The 19,891-nt window shown below is 55.4% G+C and carries 20 protein-coding genes and 2 pseudogenes; 12 read left to right on the forward strand and 10 right to left on the reverse strand.

The window, feature by feature from the left end; translation table 11 throughout:
• The first annotated feature begins 2 nt into the window (after nucleotides 1–2).
• From OLX72_RS06425 to OLX72_RS06440, 4 genes are all read left to right on the forward strand, one after another.
• Nucleotides 3–884, forward strand: coding sequence for an ABC transporter permease subunit (locus OLX72_RS06425; protein WP_114871960.1), 882 nt, complete (start codon nucleotides 3–5; stop codon nucleotides 882–884).
• On the forward strand, nucleotides 881–1,699 hold the full coding sequence (locus tag OLX72_RS06430) for an ABC transporter permease subunit (RefSeq protein ID WP_114871959.1): 819 nt from the start codon (nucleotides 881–883) through the stop codon (nucleotides 1,697–1,699). The genes OLX72_RS06425 and OLX72_RS06430 overlap by 4 nt, the downstream gene beginning before the upstream one ends.
• Nucleotides 1,696–3,015 carry an NAD(P)/FAD-dependent oxidoreductase gene (locus tag OLX72_RS06435; protein ID WP_433990074.1) on the forward strand — a complete coding sequence of 440 codons (1,320 nt, stop codon included), beginning with the start codon at nucleotides 1,696–1,698 and terminating at the stop codon, nucleotides 3,013–3,015. The genes OLX72_RS06430 and OLX72_RS06435 overlap by 4 nt, the downstream gene beginning before the upstream one ends.
• 120 nt (nucleotides 3,016–3,135) lie before the next feature.
• Entirely contained in the window at nucleotides 3,136–4,455 is a 1,320-nt protein-coding gene (locus OLX72_RS06440) for a UDP-glucose dehydrogenase family protein (RefSeq protein WP_114871957.1), read from the forward strand.
• Nucleotides 4,456–4,489: 34 nt separating this feature from the next.
• On the opposite strand, the gene OLX72_RS06445 is transcribed toward OLX72_RS06440, so the two are convergent.
• Together OLX72_RS06445 and OLX72_RS06450 are read right to left on the reverse strand one after the other, a co-directional pair.
• Nucleotides 4,490–5,155, reverse strand: a complete 666-nt coding sequence (locus OLX72_RS06445) for a flagellar hook capping FlgD N-terminal domain-containing protein (protein WP_433990075.1) — start codon at nucleotides 5,153–5,155, stop codon at nucleotides 4,490–4,492.
• 9 nt (nucleotides 5,156–5,164) lie between these two features.
• Nucleotides 5,165–6,562, reverse strand: coding sequence for a flagellar hook-length control protein FliK (locus OLX72_RS06450; RefSeq protein WP_433990076.1), 1,398 nt, complete (start codon nucleotides 6,560–6,562; stop codon nucleotides 5,165–5,167).
• 260 nt (nucleotides 6,563–6,822) lie between these two features.
• On the opposite strand from OLX72_RS06450, the gene OLX72_RS06455 reads away from it, so the two are divergent.
• From OLX72_RS06455 to OLX72_RS06465, 3 genes and pseudogenes are all read left to right on the forward strand, one after another.
• Nucleotides 6,823–7,104: a rod-binding protein gene (locus OLX72_RS06455; RefSeq protein ID WP_433990077.1), complete on the forward strand. Its 282-nt coding sequence runs from the start codon at nucleotides 6,823–6,825 to the stop codon at nucleotides 7,102–7,104.
• Nucleotides 7,101–7,460 (forward strand): hypothetical protein, encoded by a 360-nt coding sequence (locus OLX72_RS06460; RefSeq protein WP_433990078.1) that lies wholly within the window; start codon nucleotides 7,101–7,103, stop codon nucleotides 7,458–7,460. The genes OLX72_RS06455 and OLX72_RS06460 overlap by 4 nt, the downstream gene beginning before the upstream one ends.
• Before the next feature lie 210 nt (nucleotides 7,461–7,670).
• Nucleotides 7,671–7,808 (forward strand): annotated as a pseudogene (locus tag OLX72_RS06465) (flagellin); the annotation flags it as partial.
• On the opposite strand, the pseudogene OLX72_RS06470 reads toward OLX72_RS06465, so the two are convergent.
• From OLX72_RS06470 to OLX72_RS06490, 5 genes and pseudogenes are all read right to left on the reverse strand, one after another.
• Nucleotides 7,751–9,065: pseudogene (locus OLX72_RS06470) on the reverse strand (flagellar hook protein FlgE). The pseudogenes OLX72_RS06465 and OLX72_RS06470 sit on opposite strands and share 58 nt — an antisense overlap.
• Before the next feature lie 84 nt (nucleotides 9,066–9,149).
• Nucleotides 9,150–9,998: a flagellar motor protein MotB gene (locus OLX72_RS06475; protein WP_114871951.1), complete on the reverse strand. Its 849-nt coding sequence runs from the start codon at nucleotides 9,996–9,998 to the stop codon at nucleotides 9,150–9,152.
• Between the two features lie 105 nt (nucleotides 9,999–10,103).
• Complete coding sequence (locus OLX72_RS06480; protein WP_114871950.1) at nucleotides 10,104–11,579, reverse strand: heme biosynthesis protein HemY; 1,476 nt, start codon at nucleotides 11,577–11,579, stop codon at nucleotides 10,104–10,106.
• Nucleotides 11,580–11,588: 9 nt separating this feature from the next.
• The gene (locus OLX72_RS06485) at nucleotides 11,589–12,803 is read right to left on the reverse strand and encodes a COG4223 family protein (protein ID WP_114871949.1); all 1,215 of its coding nucleotides are present in this window, start codon (nucleotides 12,801–12,803) and stop codon (nucleotides 11,589–11,591) included.
• 64 nt (nucleotides 12,804–12,867) lie between these two features.
• Entirely contained in the window at nucleotides 12,868–13,584 is a 717-nt protein-coding gene (locus OLX72_RS06490; protein ID WP_114871948.1) for a uroporphyrinogen-III synthase, read from the reverse strand.
• Between the two features lie 84 nt (nucleotides 13,585–13,668).
• Here OLX72_RS06490 and tsaD point away from each other — a divergent pair, with 84 nt between their 5' ends.
• The 5 genes from tsaD to OLX72_RS06515 are packed head-to-tail and all read left to right on the forward strand — an operon-like array spanning nucleotide 13,669 to nucleotide 16,869.
• Nucleotides 13,669–14,766, forward strand: coding sequence for a tRNA (adenosine(37)-N6)-threonylcarbamoyltransferase complex transferase subunit TsaD (gene tsaD, locus OLX72_RS06495; RefSeq protein ID WP_114871947.1), 1,098 nt, complete (start codon nucleotides 13,669–13,671; stop codon nucleotides 14,764–14,766).
• Complete coding sequence (locus OLX72_RS06500; RefSeq protein WP_114871946.1) at nucleotides 14,763–15,725, forward strand: NAD(P)H-dependent glycerol-3-phosphate dehydrogenase; 963 nt, start codon at nucleotides 14,763–14,765, stop codon at nucleotides 15,723–15,725. The genes tsaD and OLX72_RS06500 overlap by 4 nt, the downstream gene beginning before the upstream one ends.
• Before the next feature lies 1 nt (nucleotide 15,726).
• Nucleotides 15,727–15,999 carry a YciI family protein gene (locus OLX72_RS06505; RefSeq protein ID WP_114871945.1) on the forward strand — a complete coding sequence of 91 codons (273 nt, stop codon included), beginning with the start codon at nucleotides 15,727–15,729 and terminating at the stop codon, nucleotides 15,997–15,999.
• Nucleotides 15,999–16,418 (forward strand): EVE domain-containing protein, encoded by a 420-nt coding sequence (locus tag OLX72_RS06510; RefSeq protein ID WP_114871944.1) that lies wholly within the window; start codon nucleotides 15,999–16,001, stop codon nucleotides 16,416–16,418. Before OLX72_RS06505 ends, OLX72_RS06510 begins: the two co-directional genes overlap by 1 nt.
• Nucleotides 16,419–16,470: 52 nt before the next feature.
• On the forward strand, nucleotides 16,471–16,869 hold the full coding sequence (locus OLX72_RS06515) for a DUF1761 domain-containing protein (RefSeq protein WP_114872497.1): 399 nt from the start codon (nucleotides 16,471–16,473) through the stop codon (nucleotides 16,867–16,869).
• A 229-nt stretch (nucleotides 16,870–17,098) separates the two neighbouring features.
• Here the strand turns inward: OLX72_RS06515 and OLX72_RS06520 are convergent, their stop codons facing one another.
• The 3 genes from OLX72_RS06520 to ahcY all read right to left on the reverse strand — a co-directional run bounded on the left by OLX72_RS06520 (nucleotide 17,099) and on the right by ahcY (nucleotide 19,814).
• Nucleotides 17,099–17,440: a DUF2853 family protein gene (locus OLX72_RS06520; protein WP_114871943.1), complete on the reverse strand. Its 342-nt coding sequence runs from the start codon at nucleotides 17,438–17,440 to the stop codon at nucleotides 17,099–17,101.
• A 109-nt stretch (nucleotides 17,441–17,549) separates the two neighbouring features.
• Nucleotides 17,550–18,260 (reverse strand): transporter, encoded by a 711-nt coding sequence (locus tag OLX72_RS06525; protein WP_433990079.1) that lies wholly within the window; start codon nucleotides 18,258–18,260, stop codon nucleotides 17,550–17,552.
• Nucleotides 18,261–18,425: 165 nt separating this feature from the next.
• Nucleotides 18,426–19,814, reverse strand: a complete 1,389-nt coding sequence (ahcY, locus tag OLX72_RS06530; protein ID WP_433990080.1) for an adenosylhomocysteinase — start codon at nucleotides 19,812–19,814, stop codon at nucleotides 18,426–18,428.
• Between the last annotated feature and the right edge of the window lie 77 nt (nucleotides 19,815–19,891).

The following is a 19,891-nucleotide window of genomic DNA, read 5'->3' on the forward strand; positions in this document are numbered from 1 at the left end:
CCATGCGCCGCTTTTTCTTGATTTCGGTTCCGTACTTCTGGCTTCTGGCCCTGTTTCTGGTGCCGTTCCTGATAGTTCTGAAAATCTCGCTGTCCGATACCGCACTGGCGATCCCGCCTTACACCCCGACATTCGACTGGAGTGCAGGCATAGGCGCCTTTCTGGCGGAATTGGATTTCGAAAACTTTGCCTTTCTCACGTCTGATGATCTTTATTGGCGCGCTTATCTGAGCAGTCTGCAAATCGCGGTATTATCAACGATCTTCACGTTGATTATCGGCTATCCCATTGCTTATTCGATGGCCCGCGCCCCAGAGGAGTGGCGTGCAACGCTGATGATGCTGGTGATCCTGCCGTTCTGGACCAGCTTCCTGATCCGGGTCTATGCGTGGATGGGCATTCTCAGTCAGGAAGGGTTTCTGAACCAGTTTCTTTTATGGGTGGGGATCATCAATGATCCCTTGACCATCCTGAACACAAACACGGCCGTCTACATCGGTATCGTCTATACCTATCTGCCCTTCATGATCCTGCCGATCTATTCGGCGCTCGACAGGTTGGACGGGTCCCTGATCGAAGCCGCCGAAGATCTGGGGTGTTCCCGTATCAAGGCGTTCTGGCTGGTCACCGTTCCGCTGTCCCGAAACGGAATTATTGCGGGTTGTTTTCTGGTTTTCATTCCGGCGCTGGGCGAATTTGTCATTCCATCCCTGCTGGGTGGGTCGCAAACCCTGATGATCGGCAAGGTGTTGTGGGAAGAATTCTTTAGCAACCGTGATTGGCCGGTGGCCAGTGCCGTAGCGGTTGTTCTTCTTCTGATCCTGATCATTCCGATTGTTCTGTTTCAGCGGAACCAGCAAAAGCAGGCGGAGGCAGAAAAATGAACCGTTTTTCGTGGTTTAATGTCACCGCCCTGACGCTTGGCTTTGCGTTTTTGTACATCCCGATGCTGATCCTGATCATCTTCAGTTTTAACGAAAGCAAACTGGTGACAGTCTGGGCGGGCTTCAGCACAAAATGGTATGGCGAACTGATGCAGAACGAAGCATTTCTGGATGCTGCATGGGTCACCATCAAGGTTGCCGTTCTGTCATCCACATTTGCAACCGTACTGGGCACGATGGCGGCCTATGTTCTGGTGCGTGGTGGCCGGTTTATGGGCCGTACCCTGTTTTCCGGAATGATTTACGCGCCGTTGGTGATGCCCGAAGTTATCACCGGCCTGTCCCTGCTGTTGTTGTTCATCGGTATCGGATTGGATCGCGGCGTTCTAACAATCGTTTTGGCCCATACTACGTTTTCGATGTGCTATGTTTCGGTTGTTGTGTCGTCCCGCCTGATCACATTTGACCGGTCGCTGGAAGAAGCGGCCCTTGATCTGGGATGTTCAGCCTTAGATGCCTTTCGTCTGGTGACACTTCCGATCATCGCCCCGGCTGTGATTTCGGGCTGGTTGCTGGCCTTCACATTGTCGCTGGATGATCTGGTGATTGCATCCTTCACTTCCGGTCCGGGCGCGACAACGCTGCCGATCAAGATCTTCAGCGCCGTGCGCCTAGGGGTCAGCCCCGAAATCAACGCCTTGTCGACCATCATGATCGGAATTGTAACCGTCGGTGTTATCACTGCATCGCTTGTTTCAAAAAGCGCAAGCGTGCGCCAACAACGCGACGAGCAAGCAGCCGCCCGGACGGCATGAAACGAATTTACCCCACGCACACGTACGGGGCGGGGCCACGTCACAGCTGCTGGTGGGATGAAACCTGCGCGGCACCTGAATGGCCGAGCATTGACGAAAACAAACAGGTCGATGTGGCTATAATCGGGGCCGGATTCACTGGCTTGTCTGCCGCGCTTCACCTTGCCGAAGCAGGCGTAAGCGTTGCAGTTATGGATGCACAGCACCCGGGATGGGGAGCGTCAGGGCGCAATGGCGGGTTTTGTTGTCTGGGTGGCAGCAAGCTGAGCCACAAGGAACTGGTTTCCAGATTTGGCACGGAGCACGCCCGGGAATTTCATCAGGCGGAAATGGACTCGGTTCAACTGGTCGCTGGCCTGCTTGATCGTTTGGGTATCGATGCCGACACACATTCCCATGGCGAAACGGTTTTGGCACACCGCGCCAAGGATATGCACGATCTGCAAAAACAGGCGCAGTTCATCCGTGATGAATACAAAGTAGAACCAACCCTGATTGAAAAAACCAAGCTAAGGCAAAGTGGCATGGGCGGCCCGTTTTTCGGGGCTTTGACCAACCCGATCGGCTTTGCCCTCAATCCATTGAAATACCTGACCGGCTTGGCCAAGGCCGCGGCGCAAGCGGGTGCACAGATTTATGCCAACAGCCCAGTGGCAAAGCTGCAGCCATCCTCGGGTGGGTGGTGCCTGAACATAAACGGTCACGAAATTCGGGCCGAAAATGTCCTGATCGCCACAAACGGCTATTCCAGTGACGATCTTCCCGACTGGCTGGCATCGCGATATCTGCCGACCCAGTCGAATGTAATTGTCACCCGCCCGCTCAGCGATGAAGAACTGAACAATCAGGGCTGGACATCGCATCAGATGTGTTACGACACACGCAATCTGCTGCACTATTTTCGCCTACTGCCTGATCGCCGCTTTCTTTTTGGCATGCGCGGCGGTTTCCAGTCTTCCCCGTCCGCCGATCGGCGATCCGCACAGCGAAACCGCCGGGATTTTGAAACCATGTTCCCGGCCTGGGCCCATGTTGAAACCCCAAACAGTTGGTCCGGAATGGTCTGTGTATCCCGTAACCTGACACCCTATATCGGGCCCGTTCCGAATATGCCGGGTGTGTTTGCAGGGCTGGCGTTTCACGGCAACGGGGTTGCCATGGGCAGTTATACCGGAAAAATGCTGGCGGAACTGGTGCAGGGACACGGGGTTGTCCCGCACGTCATGCAAAAACCGATGGCGACATTTCCATTTGGCCGTGCCCGCCGGGCCGTGATGCTGCCGATGTATGCTACGTATACTCTGGCCGATCTTTAGGCGCTGGTGCTGTCGGGTTCGCAACCCGGCAACACGCCCTGACATTCGATCTTTCTACGCGTTGACAGGCCAGTTTGCATCGCGCATGCCTTTGGCAGAACGTAAGGTAAAGGTAAGCCAATGAAAATTGCGATGATTGGGACCGGCTATGTCGGGTTGGTTTCTGGCGTTTGTTTTTCCGATTTTGGCCATGATGTTATCTGTGTCGATAAAGACCCCGCGAAAATCGAGAAGCTGAACAAAGGTGTGGTTCCGATTTATGAACCCGGCCTGGATGAATTGATGGCCAAGAATGTCAGCGCTGGCCGTCTTTCGTTTTCAACGGAACTTGCCGCGGCAGTAGATGGGGCCGATGCGATCTTTATCGCCGTGGGCACACCGACGCGCCGCGGAGATGGCCATGCCGATCTGACTTTTGTAATGGCCGCCGCCCAAGAGATTGCACAAGCGTTGACCGGATATGCCGTGATTGTCACAAAATCGACAGTCCCTGTCGGTACGAACAGACAGGTCAAACAGGTGATTTCTGCAGCCCGTCCAGAGGCCGATTTTGATGTCGCATCAAACCCCGAGTTTTTGCGCGAGGGCGCGGCAATCGATGATTTCATGCGGCCGGACAGGATCGTCGTAGGTGTCGAGAATGAAAAAGCGGCCGACGTCATGGCGCAGATATACCGCCCGCTTTATCTGCGCGAATTTCCGATCATGAGCACCGATCTGGAAAGCGCCGAAATGATCAAGTACGCGGCCAATGCTTTTCTGGCGACCAAGATCACCTTTATCAACGAAATCGCTGCTCTTTGTGAACGCACCGGCGCGGATGTAAAAATGGTGTCCAAAGGCATGGGGCTAGACAACCGGATCGGAAACAAGTTTTTGCATGCCGGTCCCGGCTATGGTGGATCATGCTTTCCCAAAGACACAAAAGCGCTGGCACGGATCGGGCAGGAAAACGCGGTGCCGATGCAGCTGACCGAGACGGTGATCAAGGTAAACGATGAAATCAAGCGGCGGATGACCGACAAGATCATGGACCTGTGCGGGGGGTCTGTGAATGGCAAGATCATTGCTGTGCTGGGCGTGACCTTCAAACCGAACACGGACGACATGCGTGATGCGCCCTCGCTTACAATTGTACCTGCGCTGGTGGGTTCGGGCGCCAAAGTACGGGTCGTTGACCCGCAAGGCCGGCGCGAAGGCGAAGCCCTGCTGCCCGGCGTGAACTGGATGGAAGATGCCTATAAGGCCGCCCAGAATGCAGATGCCTTGGTTCTCTTGACCGAATGGAATGAATTCCGCGCGCTTGATCTGAAACGGCTCGCGAACCGCATGGAAAATCCGATCATGGCGGACTTGCGTAACATCTATTCAGAAAAAGATGCCCAGCAGGCCGGGTTTGTAGGATACGTATCGGTCGGGCGGCGCGATTATTCCGCCTAGCGGATGCAAACCTTCGGGTCCAAGGTAACGGCGATCAGGGTCCGGATCGGAGAGCCGTAACCTGCTGCGGCGTCACTGTCTGGCCGCCACGCAGGACCAGTTCCATCTGGCCCCCTGAATTGCGCGCCTCGACAATCGGCGCATAGGTTTCAAGAGTATCTGACAAGACCAGCTTCCCGGCCGCAAAGCTTTCGACGGAAAAGCTGTATGCCGCGTAAGGCACCTGCCCGCCATCGCCGGTCTTTCCTGTCCATTCAATCGGGTTGTCCGAGACGGCAATTTCAATCCGTTGCGTTTCTTTGCCCTCTTGGTCACGCACGACAAGAAACGCCTGATCCGCAATCGCCACCGGTTTTGGGTTCAAAACGATGTGCTGGCCGTCAAACATCGCAGGTGCGTCACTGCGCGCCTGCATCCCGACCCATCCGGCAAGGCGAGACAAATCAGACCCCCCCATTTGCCCGACAAGGGCCGTCAAAAGATCATTGCTCAGCACCTGTTGTTCGACTGCGGAAAACTGCGCAAGCTGCGAAGCGTACTGTGTCGAGTCGATCGGCTCGAGCGGATCCTGATACTGGGCTTGCGCAGTCAGCATTTTCAGAAAGGTTTCAAAATCCGATGAGAGAACAGAGCCGGATTGTGGCGCTGACACCGCCCTTGAACTGAAAGACTGTTGTTGTGAAATTACGTTCGTTTCCATCTTGGTTCCTTATAGCCGAAGATCCAGCCCGCTTGTCTGGATCAGGAGTGGTGAATCTGGCGGTGCATTCGAAGTGATCTCCGCCTGTCCGGCGAATGATGAATTTTCTTGCGATCCGTCGCTTGCACCCCATGACCGGTTATCCTGAGCAAACGAAAATTCCGCACCAGAGTATCCCAAGGCCTGAAAATCCTGAACCAACTGATCGATATGCCGTTTGAGCAACGCCAGCGTTTCCGGGCGTTCAGCCGCAATTGTCACGGAAACAACGCCAGTGTCCTGCGCCGATAATGCCACCCGCACGCGTCCCAGTTCTTCGGGGTTTAGTGAAACCTCAACCGGTGTATCCGGGCCGCTTCTTATCACCTCGATCAACTGTCTTGTGACCGTCTGGGGCAGGTCTGCCCTGGCCACCGGGGGCATTGCCAGCCGCATGTCTGACGAACCTGTCGGTGCTGTATTTGCAATTAATCCCAGCTCTTCCGTCGCAATGCCTCCAAAAGCCGCTGCTTCTGTCATCAAGTCAGCTGGCACCGGCGCGGTTTGTGCAAAAATGATCGGCAAAGCCGGTCTTGCCTGTTCGAATTTACCTGTCTCTGTCGGTTGCGCCGGATGACCCGCTTTTTCATCGGGGGGCGTGGACAGTTCAGGACCTTGAATATCCCTGATGTCGGGAGACAACCGATGTGTCTCGGTCTGCGAAGACTCGACAGGGAACTGCGCCGATTCGGGTTTTCCCGAAGCCTGCAACCGGGTTGCTACCTTTTGCACCGGCGGACCGTTGGAAGGGATCATTTCCTGATGCTTCACAATCTGTGGATCAGGTGGGTCAATTTGCAAACCATCTTTGCTTTGGTTGATCACTGGCAACATTGGTGCACCTTCAGCCGTTCGCAGGATCGGAGCAGTCTTGGCATCCTCAAACTGCGCCATTGGCGATCGGTTACGGGGTTCTTCCTGTAAGGACCGGACGATGGTTTCCATGTCCAATTTTACTTTGAAACCGGCCTGCCCAAACGGTTTTGTATCATCTGTCTGTGACGCTGGTGTTTCCGGCGCAATCCTCTTGCCTGCATGCCGGTTTTCTGTACCTGCCTGCGCCGAATGGGCACTGTGAATTTCGGCCAAAGGCTGGTCAGTCTGGCTTTGTGGCGGCTGCAACCCGACGGAACCTGCATCGCTTTTGCCATGAAAACCTGTGGTGCCGCTGGAAACCCCGGCAATTGAATGCGCCACGCCCGAACGGGTCTGGCTTCCGGCGTTTTGCGGGCCCGCGGGGATGAAAGAACCCGTCGGCATTTCATTTTGCATCAACTTGGGCTCGTGCGAGCGTGATGACATCTGAGTACCTGCATCGGCATTTTCCAAAGGCTCGACCGGGTCATCCGAAAGGTCAAAGGCCGGCAAGGCAGGATCCGTTTTATCGCCCTGTTCCGCCAGCTCCAACGCGGCGAAAAGCCGGCCAAAAACCGCATCAAGATGTTAGCCGGTATTTGGCGTATCGCCCTTATCAATGGGCAGTCCGCTGTTCATCGCAGCTTGTCTGGATGGGTCGATATGCATGAAAGCTCCGCGCTGGTCTTTCACCAATAGACACATCACCCGTTACGACTTCTTTACCGATTGTCATGCAGAGTCGGGAAAATCGATCTAATTCGAGGGATCAGATGTCTGATATCGTTACAGCGGCCCAATCAGCGCCCGTGAAAGCCGCAGCGCGTCAAGACGCAGCTTTGCGCGAAGCCGCCCAGAAACTGGAAGCTGTGTTTCTGGCGGAAATGCTAAAGGCGTCCGGTTTTGGAAAGACACAAGATGCGTTTGGTGGAGGCGCGGGAGAAGACCAGTTCCAGTCTTTTCTGATGCAGGCACAGGCCGAAGAAATGGTCCGCGCAGGAGGTATCGGATTGGCCGAATCCTTGTTTATGGCGCTTCGGGACTCCGCGACATGAACAGCGCCGCTTGTGAAAAGGATCTGTCGGATCTGCAAACGGTGATTTTGACCGAACGAACCGCCCTGCTGACCGGCGATCTTGAACAGCTTCGCGCACTGGCGAACCGGAAAGAACACCTGATCGGCAGGATCAATGCGCACCCGCCGGCAACATCCGCACGCATTGAACAGATACGTGAAGCCCTTTTGCGCAATCAAACTCTTCTGCGGCAGGCGATGAACGGGGTGCGTTCCATTTCCGAACGACTCTTGGACTTGCGACGGGTACGAAATTCCCTTGGCACATACGATTCGCGCGGAAACAAGGCTGTTTCGGTATCCGGCACACCGCCCTCCTTTGAAAAGCGGACCTGACGACCGGCTGTTGCATCAAATGCCACGTAAAAGAGTTTTGTGCCTTAAGACTCCTTTAGCGCGTCAGGGTTCATTCATGGCCTGCATCGGAAAACGGATGGCGCACCGACGGGGTAATCCGCTGGTCGCAGTGCTCAGAATGACATCCCATTTGCCCGAAAGGGTGGAAAACCAATAGGCGCAAAGCGCCTGACTAGAAAGGAAATGCGAATGTCCAGCATTCTTACAAACAACAGCGCAATGGTTGCGTTGCAGACCCTAAAATCAATCAATGCCAATCTGGGCCAGGTTCAGGGTGAAATTTCAACCGGTAAGTCCATCGCCAGTGCCAAAGACAATTCCACTGTCTGTATGACCTTGGCGTTGGACGAATAGGCACGTTGCGTCTGGATCATGGCCGTCAGTTCACCGGCAACATCGGTTGCGGATTCTTCACGCGCATAAGAAACGATATCGCCGGTCGGGCCATCACCCGCATCCCACAGAAAATACGACCCACTTTCCGGCGATGGCAGATAGGTCTGGTGATCAAGGGCAACCATGCCGTTTGGGTTTGGTAAATCGACCAAAGGCACCTGATAGATCGTGCGGGTGATGCCAGTATCAAAAAACGCGTGAACGAACCCGTTTGCATCGACTTCCACGCTTGTCATGTTCCCGACGGGTGTTCCATCTTTCGAGATGGAAACAGGAGCGAATTTATCCGATAGCTGGGTCAACCCGTCGCTTTGCCCCAATTGTCCGATGTTGATTTCCATCGGGCCCCCGCCGACTTTCACGATGATTGTTCCGGTGGCCGGATCATAGGCCCCACCGGTTGTCGCGGTGATTGCTGCAAGGGTGCCACCGGCGGCGCGGCTGTCATCGAATGTCAGGACATATTCCCCGATCGTCACGCCGGGCGATGCGGTATCGGTAAGCGTCATTGTCCATTCATTTGTTGAGCCGATTGCAGGGACAGTCGGTTGAAAACTGACCTGTATACTTTCCGAAGTGCCAAGGTTGTCGAAGTATTCAACCGCCAGATTCTGGACATCCCCGGATGCACCCGCCTCTGTTTCGGTTGCCGGCAGGTTCACGCCAAGGGACATCCGCGTTGTCGGTTCACCGGAAAACTGGTTCACGTTGATCTGCACCGGCTCCAGACCATCAGCCGTATCGCGCGGAAAGGTCGGAACGGTACCATCCGGCAATGCAGGCCAGCCCAGCAGGATCAATCCTGATTCAGACCGCAGATATCCTGCGGCATCCGTTCGGAACGATGCCGTAGTGGTCAGGAACATCTGGGTTTCGCCATTGCCGACCTCAACCTCGGACGCCTGAGCGACAGGCAGCATACCGCGCCCGCGCACGGCAAGATCGGTAGCGTTCGACGTGGAAACCAGCGCGCCGCGCTGATCAATCAGCCTTTGGGTTGTGGACCGGACACCCCCCCGCCGAATAGGTGCCCCCCGATGATGAAATCACAAGGGAATGAAAATCCGTTTCGACACGCTTGTACCCGTATGTAGACGAATTGGCGATGTTGTCGGAAATCGATGCAAGACGTGTCGCATTGGATGACAACCCTGCGACACCGGCATTCAAAGCTGAAGAAATGGTCATGGATACGCCTTTCTGCTGCACCACCTAAAGAATGGCGCAACAGATACCGGCCTTGCCGTTAACATCGGGCTAACAGCTAAAATCCTATCTGGTTGGGTCCGGCCTAAGCAAAACCACTTCGATTCTGTTGTTCCGTGACCGCATCGGATCACGAATGGCCGGCGCGCTATCCGCATGCCCCGTAACACGGTGAATGCGGGGGGCGTGCAGGCCTGCCTGTTCCATCAACACACGCATTTCGCCTGCCCGGCTTACGGACAATTCCCATACAGTGTTGCGGACGACAACGACCGGTTCGGCCGCTACATGCGCCTCGATCGCAATCGGGTTCGTAACAATTTGACTGGCTTTCACGATTATGCCGGAAATATCGCGCAGCAATTGTGTTGGCTGGGCCGTCTTTGCAAGGAACAGGGGCGCTTCGTCAGTTTCGAACACTTCGATGACCAGACCCTGATCAGTGACCCGTGTAACGATCTGGCGCAGTGCGTTTTCCAACACTTGCGATTCACCGCCATACCCGGTCAGCGCCGCCTGCACAGAAGCAAATTCCTTGTCCTGGGATATCTCTTGCCCGTCCGCATCCAGGCCGCGCGCGCCGCGTGCCTGGGACTGGTCGGTCGGGCGATCACTGGTCGCCCCTGTCCCGTTCTGGGGCAATGTTTCTTCTGAAAACACACTGTCGCCACCAAACGCTCCATCACCGCCGCCCGAGACTCGCGCGATTGCAATTGTTGGCGAAAAGTAATCGGCCAATCCCTTGCGTTGTTTTTCGGTTGTCGCGTTCAACAGCCACATCAACATGAAAAATGCCATCATCGCAGTTACGAAATCCGCATAGGCGACTTTCCAGGCACCCCCATGATGCCCGCCACCTTTGACAACTTTTTTACGTTTGATGATTGTTGGCGCCGCATTGTTTTGCGCTGCCATTCGTCACCACCTTTATTCACCCAAGCGAACAGGTAGCAGCCAACGCGTTACGAGCAGCTTAACAGATCGAAATGTAGGCGTTTTGCCAACATCGGTGCCATAGGGTTAGGGTTTTGCATTACCTTCGTCAGTGGCATCGTCCTCGACCAGTTCCGCATCCGGTATTTCAGAATCTGTTTCGTCCGCATCTGTGCTGGTGTCTTCCAGCGCGCCCACAATAAGCGGCAGCATCTGCAATCCCGACGGGGATACGATTTCCGACATTGGCGGCGTTTTCCAGCTTAGCGTGTCAAAGCTCTGGCAGTTTTCGCATACCGGCGCCCAATCCCCGTGGATGTGCTGGCAATTGTCGCAAACCCAGTGTGGGCCACGCGGGACGCGAAGCGCTTTGGCCAACCAGCCGCGGACCACCGCATCAGATGCGCCTTCGCCCCGTTCGATCGCGGCCATGATCGTCACGTTCCGTGCATCTGGTGCGACCTCAACCAAATCCCCCAGGGTCCGGCGGGCTTCGGGAAAATCTTCGGCGGCAAGATGCAATTCCGACGCTAGCATTTGGGATTCAGGATGATCCGGTTTCAGTCGCAACAAGGGCGTGAAACGTTTGATCCGTTCCTGCGGGGTTTCATCGGGCGCAATGGCCGCAAACGTGGCGGCCAGATCGGGATGGGGTTGTGCCTCCCACGCTTTTTTCAAAACGCGGGTCGCGTACCGCATTTTACCCTGATCGATATAGGCCGTTGCCGCCATCACAGCGGCAGGAATCAGATCGGGCGACTGCCGGTTCGCGACAATTGCGGCCTCCCTCGCCTCGATCGAATTGCCTTCGTCAACAATATCCTTCGCTTCGGACAGGGCCAGAACGGCATCGCGGCGCTTGTACACATCCCTTGGCATAGAGCCGTGTTTCAGCTTGGCGCTCAGCGTCTTGCGTGCCCCGGCCCAATCATGGTGGCCGGCCTGCAGTTTCAGCAGAACATCCTGGGTTTCTTCGTGCCGCGGCTTGAGTGCGAATGCTTTTTCGGCAAGCTTCAGGGCGGTGTCGGTGTCGCCGGCTGCCAGTTTTTGTTTCATGATGCCGCGCACGCCGACAAAGCGTGTCGCTTCATCGGTAACGAGTTTCTTGTAGACCTCTTCGGCCTTGGTTCTGTCGCCAGCCATTTCCGCGGCCTGAGCGGTCAGCAGGTTCGTCAACTCGGGTTTGCGCAGATATTTTTCGGCTTTGTCCGCCTTTGACATGGCTAGCCGTGCCTCTCCCGAGGCGAGCGCCATCATGCCTTCGGACAGGGCCTGAAACCCCTTTCGCTCTCGGTTGCGATCGAAATAGCGCGACATGGCAGTTTCGTCACCGTTCAGAAACCGCCAGAAGGCCACCAGCAACGACAACAGTTTCAGCACAAGCCACAAGGCAACAATCAGCACACCCACGGCAATCACGGAGTTCAGCGGCCCAAGGGTGTATTCGGCTCCGCCGACAGTGATTTGCACCCCGCCTTCGGTCTCAAGAAGAGACATCGCCGCCAGCGCCAGGCCCGCTACGACGACAACAAACAAGACAATCTTAATCAATGACCAAAGCATAATGGGACCCTATTTGCTGTTCAGGCTTTGCGCCAATGATTCTGCCGCATCCTGTGCATCGCGTCGTGCCCGGGCGCGTGTAACCCAAGCGTCCATTGCAGCGCTCGCCTCTGGCGGCAGTGTTTCGATTTCGGCAAGTGCATCGTTCAATCGCCCTTCTTTCAGGGCCGCTTCTGCCCTCGACAATACCGCGTCAGGGTCCGCGCCTTCCTTGGGTGTTACAGACCGGGCGCTAAGTTGCCGCTGAAGAAAAGAACGCAGGTTGTGTTCGGAATCGGGCTCGGCCAAACGCGCTGCCGATAATGCCTCTCGTGCGGCATCGGGAAACGCGTCTTGCAACTGAATCATCGGTGTAACGCCGGTTTGCGCCACCGAAGCCAGTTCTTCGGGTGCTTGCGTACCTGTCACAGCTTCAAGATCACCAAGAGCGGCGTCAAACGCGCCGCCGCTGTCGATTGCGGACAAGACGCGGGTCAGTGCAGCCCGTGCCAAGGCCTCTTGGGCCGTCATCTCGGCGTTTTCTTCCATGGCGCGCGCATCTGTCAGTAGCGACTCGATCTCGCTTCTTTGGGCGGCCACCGAATCCTGCAGTGCTTTCAACTCGCGCTCGTAGGCGTCGATTGCGCCTTGCGATACACCTTGGGAAATCGGCTGTTTTTCCAGTGCCGTCAAACGCGCATCAAGCGCATTCACAGTACCTGCCAGATTGTCGATCTGCGCTCCCAATTCTGAAATCTTGTCCGCCTGCGCTGCGATGGCGCCCTCGACACCGGACAGATCGGGCACTGGCACTGCCGCCAGTTTGTCCGAAACATCGGAAATCCGTGCGTTTTGGGCTTGGACGGATTGTGAAAGATCGTTCAGGTCACTTGCGCTGACAGTTCGCCAGTTTTCGGGTAAAAACGTCTCGAACATTGGGCTTTTTGCCACCAAAACGCCGATGCATACAGCAAGGAGTCCGCCCAGAAGCATCGGAAAGAAACTAGATCTGGATGTCTGTTCGGGGGCATCGGATTGCGGCACAGCTTCATTGCTTTCCGCAACAGGTTCCGAAGCATCCTGACCTGTTTCGACGATGTCTTGGGTATCGTCCGATACGTCATTCTGTTCCGTTGGGGCATCAGGTTCGGGCGTATCAATTGCAGACGCAGCAGAGCTTTCATCTGTCTGGGCATCATCAGCTTTAGCGTCCGTTTCTTTTGAGGATTTTGTCGCCTTTGCCACTGTGCCGCACCTTTTCGATTCTGTTTATTCGTCAATCACTAACACTTGAACCTTACTGTGCGACCTAGCGCGCCTCAAGCGGACAGACCTTGTTGATCAACTTTTCTGTTTCCAAAGCCAGTGCTTGCGCGCCCGGACTGACCGCCACGGGGCATTTATCGCGCAATTCGTCAGCAACCGCCTGACTTAGCGCAACAGGATATACGGGCGCTGTCCCCGACACCTGACGTTGAAAGCTTGCCGCGGTTCTGGGGGAAAACAAAGGAACGAACACCGCGTCTGATCCTGACAGCAAGGTTTTGGCGTCCTGGTTCAATTCCAGTTCAACCTGATCGTAAACAATCGTCTCGGAAGTCGGAACGCCCACCTCTGTCAGGTTTTTTGCAACATCGCCGCGGCTGTGGACACCCCTGATGTGCATCAGCGGCCCTTTGATCCCTGATGCCGAAACGCCTGCGATCAATGATTGTGCATCCTGACCCGAAACCGTAGCCACCCATCCATGCGTGCGCGCGGCCTCACAAGTGGCCGCTCCAACGCAATACGCCGGCAATGTCCGGTCCTGTGTTAACCTCGACAACGCAACAACGCCATTTGCAGACGTGAACACCAGACCGTTCGCATTGCCAAAATCAACCGCCTGCGAAACAGGCACAATGTCCAAAAGCGGGGATATGCAGATTCGCACCGCTCGGCCCAGTCTGTCCTGCATCAGTGTCGCAAAACGTTGTGATGCGTCCAGTGGTCTGGTCAGTAACAGGATCGGTTCAGACACACGCATCAAAAGGCCCGGGATTGTTCGCCACGAACTAGGGTGATACCTCCGCAGACAACACGTTGCAACGGATCCGGACCGCTTCTGAATATGACGCAAAGCCTGACCATTCTGGGAATAGAAAGCAGTTGTGATGACACTGCGGCCGCCGTAGTGCGTCAGGAAAACGGCAATCCGCCTGAAATTCTGTCTTCGATTGTTTATGGTCAGACTGAACTGCACCGTGATTTTGGCGGTGTGGTTCCCGAAATTGCGGCCCGCGCGCACGCTGAAAAGATTGATATCTGCGTAAAAACGGCCCTTGAAACGGCGAGCGTCGATCTCAAACATCTTGATGCAATCGCCGTAACAGCAGGGCCCGGCCTGATTGGCGGCGTATTGTCCGGCGTGATGTGCGCCAAAGGCTTAAGCGCCGCGTCGGGTATGCCTTTGATCGGCGTCAATCACCTTGCCGGACATGCGCTGACACCCAGATTGACGGATCAGATCCCTTATCCTTATCTCATGCTTCTTGTATCCGGCGGTCACTGTCAGTTTTTGATTGTACGCGGTCCTGAAGATTTCCGCCGGTTGGGCGGCACCATTGATGATGCCCCAGGCGAAGCGTTTGATAAAACCGCCAGACTGCTGGGCCTGCCGCAACCCGGAGGCCCGTCTGTCGAAATCGAAGCAAAGTCCGGAGATGCCGATCGCTTTGCGTTTCCAAGACCGCTATTGGACCGACCGGGATGTGATCTTTCGTTTTCCGGCCTGAAGACGGCACTGCTGCGAACGCGTAACAGTATCGTAGACGAAAAGGGCGGACTCACCCGGCAGGATCGCGCAGACATGTGTGCAGGGTTTCAGGCCGCAGTTTCTGATGTTCTTGGGGAAAAAACACGGCGTGCTCTTGCGCTTTATCTGGATGAAAACCCGGATCGGGCGAAGTTCGCCCTTGCTGGCGGAGTGGCGGCAAATACCGCAATTCGCGCTGCATTAGAGACTGTTTGCGATGATTTGAAGGTCGAATTCTTTGCACCCCCCCTCGCGTTATGCACAGACAACGCAGCGATGATCGCCTATGCCGGGCTGGAACTGTTTCAGGCGGGCCATCGCGATGATTTCACGCTTTCCGCGCGGCCGCGCTGGCCGCTTGATACGGCAAGCCCTTCCATGTTGGGCAGCGGCAAAAAGGGGGCCAAGGCATGACTGTTGGTGTCATCGGCGCGGGCGCTTTTGGGACAGCATTGGCCATATCGCTGGCTCAGACCCAACCTGTTACGCTTTGGGCGCGCGACACCGATCAGGCGCGCAAAATGCAAGCCGCGCGGATGAATGCACAGTATCTGTCCAGCTGTGTTTTCCCCGATATTTTATCCGTAACTTCGGATTTTTCCGATTTGTCAGAACACCAGACACTGTTGCTGGCGGTGCCGTTGCAACGCTTGCGGGGCCTGCTGTGCGACCATGCAAATGATCTGCAGAACAAGGTTCTGGTGGCATGCTGCAAGGGGATTGAACTGAACACTGGCACAGGTTCGGTGCAGATCATCATGGATGAGGTTCCAACAGCTGTACCCGCCATTCTGACCGGCCCCAGCTTTGCCTTGGATATCGCAAGGGGTCTGCCCACAGCCCTGACGCTGGCTTGCGCATCCCCCAGCACGGGGCAAAGCTTGCAACAACAGCTGACAACACCGAATATCCGACTGTATCGCACATCAGACACTATCGGCGCGGAATTGGGCGGGGCGCTGAAAAACATTATTGCCATCGCATGTGGCGCGACAATTGGCGCCGGTCTGGGTGATAGTGCACGCGCTGCGCTGATGACACGCGGCTATGCAGAAATGCAGCGCATCGCTGCATCATTCGGCGCGCAGCCAGAAACACTGGCCGGGTTGTCGGGGTTCGGCGATCTGGCGCTGACCTGCACGTCAGAACAGTCGCGCAACTACCAATTGGGTCTGTCGATCGGCTTGCAAACCGGGTTTGATCCAAAGATCACCGTAGAAGGCGCGGCAACTGCACGCGCAGTACACAAGGTTGCAACAGATCGCGGTCTGGATATGCCGATCACAGATGTGGTTGTGCGTTTGCTTGACCAGACGATAGATATTCGGGATGCGCTGGCAATGTTGCTGGCACGACCGCTGAGGGAGGAATGATATGCTGATCGCTTTGATCGCACGGGATAAAGACGGCGCATTGCAAACACGCAAAGACAATCGTGCAGCGCATCTAGGCTATATTGAAGAAACCGGTGTTGTTGTTCATGCCGGGCCGCTGCTTGACGAAAACGGCGCCATGGCCGGATCGCTTGTGGTGCTGGATCTTGAAGATCTGGCAGCAGCCGAACGATGGGCCTCAAATGATCCTTATGCCAAGGCTGGTCTGTTCAAATCGGTCGAACTGATCCAGTGGAACAAGGTGATCGGCTAATGGCCTACTGGCTTTTCAAGTCTGAACCCAGCACCTGGAGTTGGGATCAGCAAGTGGCCCGCGGCGACCGGGGCGAAGAATGGGATGGTGTGCGAAATTATCAGGCGCGCAATTTCATGCGCCAGATGGCCGTTGGCGATAAAGGGTTCTTTTACCACTCGCAGACTGAAAAGGCCGTTGTCGGCATTGTCGAGGTAATCACCAAGGCACACCCCGACAGCACGACAGATGATGACCGTTGGGAATGCGTTGATATCAAGGCTGTGGCGCCCTTTGCCAAACCCGTGACGCTGGACATGATCAAGGCGGATGGGCGACTGGACGGCATGACGCTTGTGCGCAATTCACGTCTGTCAGTGCAACCGGTCAGCGAAGAAGAGTGGGCGATTGTCTGTCACCTCGGTGGTGTTTCCCCCTAGTCTGATGCCCAATTTTTAGGCAATCTTCCCCCTGTGAAAGAGGGAGGTGGATATGGAATTTCTGAACGTTGTCGCGGCGGCAATCGCATCTTTTGCATTTGGGGCTGTCTGGTACACTGTTTTTGCAAAACCCTGGATGTCGCTGTCAGGGGTTGAACTGGATCCCACAGGGCAACAACCTGCAAACCGGTCTGACCCGGTTCCCTATATCACCAGCTTTCTGGCATCTGTTCTTGTTGCAGGCATGATGCGGCACATCTTTGTGCTCAGCAGCATCGACAGCGCTGGCAAAGGGATCATGGCCGGGTTTGGCATCGGGCTGTTTCTGGTCACGCCGTGGATTGCAACGTTTTACGGGTTCGGCGGCAAGCCACGACAATTGCTTTTGATTGACGGCGGATATGCCACGCTGGGCTGCACGGTCATCGGCCTTGTCCTGACCCTGTTCTGATGCTTGGTCAAATAATGACGAAGGGTTCCGGCGCAAACCAGAACCCTTCGTACCCCACGTGCTCCCAAAGCCACCACACGTGTATCGAAATTCGGTTCTGGCCTTACTGGCCGGATGTCTGCAGGTCTAAAGCAATGCGTTCGCACGGGCAATCATCGAGTATTTCAAATGCCCGCCAAAAAAAACGCCTGCTTAACAAAGCAGGCGTTCAGGTTGTTTTTCGCTGCATTCAGCCGTAAACGGCTTCTTTGCCAAAATGCTTTGTCAGCATGTAATAGACGACCGCGCGGTACTTGTTCCGCTCTGACTGGCCGTATGTTTCAATGACTTTCTGGATCGCCGCCATAAGCTCTGGTCCGTCTGCCAAACCCAGCTTTTTGACCAGAAAATTGTCTTTTACGGTTTCAAGCTCACTTTGTTGCGACGCCGCAACCGTAGATGCATCCGCATTGTAAATCGCAGGACCACAACCAATCGTGACCTTGGTCAAAAGGTCCATGTCCGGTGTCATACCGCATTTGTTTCTCAGATCATCCGCATATTGCGCGATCAACTCGTCACGTTTACCCATCTGGGATCTCCCGCCTATTGTGAACGGCCCGCAGGCCAAGTGATGGAAAGGTAACAACCAAACGGGCCATGACAAAGGGGAAATTATCCGTCGGCCAAGCCATGCCTGACTATTTCGGAAACAGGAAAGTCACGACCAGCCTTGCGGCCCAATCATCCGCAGCACCGGTTGGCGATTCCGCCCAATAGCGCACACCGCCACCTACACTCACCGGTTGGCCTGCGATCGTGACCACTTTTGCCACCACAAAATTCAGCGGGACAGACCATTGATCCGCTTCCCAATCATATGTGGATTCCGAGTTTAGCGTGAATGACCAGGCATCAGGCGTTGTGTAGGAAAGGAAAGGCTGAATGAATGTGGCGTTGATTTCCGTCGATCCGCCGCCGACATCCCACAGGTGATTGCCCAATGCGCCGTAGGTCCAGGGGCCGCTTTGACGTAGCACAACGCCCGTCGGGCCAGCCGCAAACTGATCTGCGCCCAATGCCGAAGACGTGGCTGTTGGCAGCAAGAAAGCCGGGCCGGCGCCCCAGATCAACCCGTTTGCTGTCGGTTCCTTCGGAGAGAAGAAAAAGCTTTGAACGATATCGCCGATACCTGACTGCGATGTTCCGGGGATCACGTCATCCTGGGTGATAAACGGAACGATCGTTCGTGAAATCAGGTTCCAGTTCTTGCCGATACTGATCGGCTCGACGGGTTGAACATTGACCGTTGTGCGCGACCCGTTGCCGTTCGGGCCAAACCCTTCGTCATAGTTATACTGGAACGGAACGCTGATCAGCGACGCAACCGGGTTTGAAAGGCTTTTCGCCAATTCCTCTGATGCGGTACCCTGGGCCGATGCGGTGGTCCATCCGGCGCACGTAACACCGGCCGCTAGAGCAAAAACCTGAACAGACGTCCCATTTTCAAACCTCCGAATTGACCTGCCTTATCCTAACAATAGACCTTATCAGATGTTTGTCACATCCCGAGATACTCAGTACCGGTAATGTTCCGGCTTGAAGGGGCCTTCCGGTTTCACGCCGATATAGGCCGCCTGATCAGCGTCCAGTTGCGTCAGTTTCACGCCAATACGGTCCAGATGCAGGCGCGCAACTTTTTCGTCCAGATGCTTGGGCAGGATGTAGACATCGCTTTTATACTGATCGCCTTTGGTCCAAAGTTCGATCTGGGCCAGTACCTGATTAGTGAAAGACGCCGACATCACGAAAGACGGGTGGCCTGTTGCGTTGCCAAGGTTCAGCAAACGACCTTCGGACAGCAGGATCAGGCGATTGCCATTCGGCATCTCAATCATGTCCACCTGTTCCTTGATATTGGTCCATTTGTGGTTTTTCAGCGCCGCAACCTGAATTTCATTGTCGAAATGGCCGATATTGCCAACGATCGCCATGTCTTTCATCGCCCGCATATGTTCGATGCGGATGACGTCCTTGTTGCCAGTGGTCGTGATGAAAATATCTGCCGACCCGACAACGTCTTCAAGCAGAACAACTTCGAACCCGTCCATGGCCGCCTGCAACGCACAGATCGGATCGACTTCGGTCACTTTAACGCGCGCACCGGCGCCGCGCAAAGACGCTGCTGATCCCTTGCCAACATCGCCATAGCCCATCACGACGGCAACTTTACCGGCCATCATCGTGTCTGTTGCGCGCCGGATTCCGTCAACCAGCGATTCTTTGCAGCCATATTTGTTGTCGAATTTCGATTTGGTGACTGAATCGTTCACGTTGATGGCAGGAAAAGGCAGCCGGCCTTCGCGTACCAGTTCGTAAAGACGGTGCACGCCGGTTGTTGTCTCTTCCGATACGCCAACGATCTGGTCGCGCATTTTGGTGAACCAGCCCGGGCTGGCCGCCATCCGTTTTTTGATCTGCGCCTTGATGGCTTCTTCTTCTTCGGATGTGGGCACCGGAATAATTTCTTCGCCCGCCTCTGCGCGCGCCCCCAGAAGAATATAAAGCGTGGCATCGCCGCCATCATCCAAAATCAGGTTTGGCCCTTCGGGAAACATGAACGACTTGTCCAGATAGTCCCAATGCTCTTCCAGCGTCTGGCCCTTGATCGCAAAAACTGGTGTGCCACCTGCCGCGATTGCTGCCGCCGCATGATCCTGCGTTGAAAAGATATTGCATGACGCCCAGCGCACATCGGCACCCAGCGCGACAAGGGTCTCAATCAGAACCGCCGTTTGGATGGTCATGTGCAGGGATCCGACAATCCGCGCGCCTTTCAGCGGCTTTGTCTCGCCGTATTCGTCGCGCAATGCCATCAGCCCCGGCATTTCGGTTTCCGCAATATCCAGTTCCTTGCGGCCAAAGGCAGCCAGAGCGATATCTTTTACGATGTAATCCTTCGGCATTGGCCGGTCTCCTTGCAGATGATTTAGCGGGTCAGATAGCACTGTCTTACTGTCTCGACAATGGCAGCGCGCCTTGC

It is taken from the genome of Sulfitobacter sp. TBRI5 (genome assembly GCF_051013555.1).
Taxonomy (GTDB): Bacteria; Pseudomonadota; Alphaproteobacteria; order Rhodobacterales; family Rhodobacteraceae; genus JL08.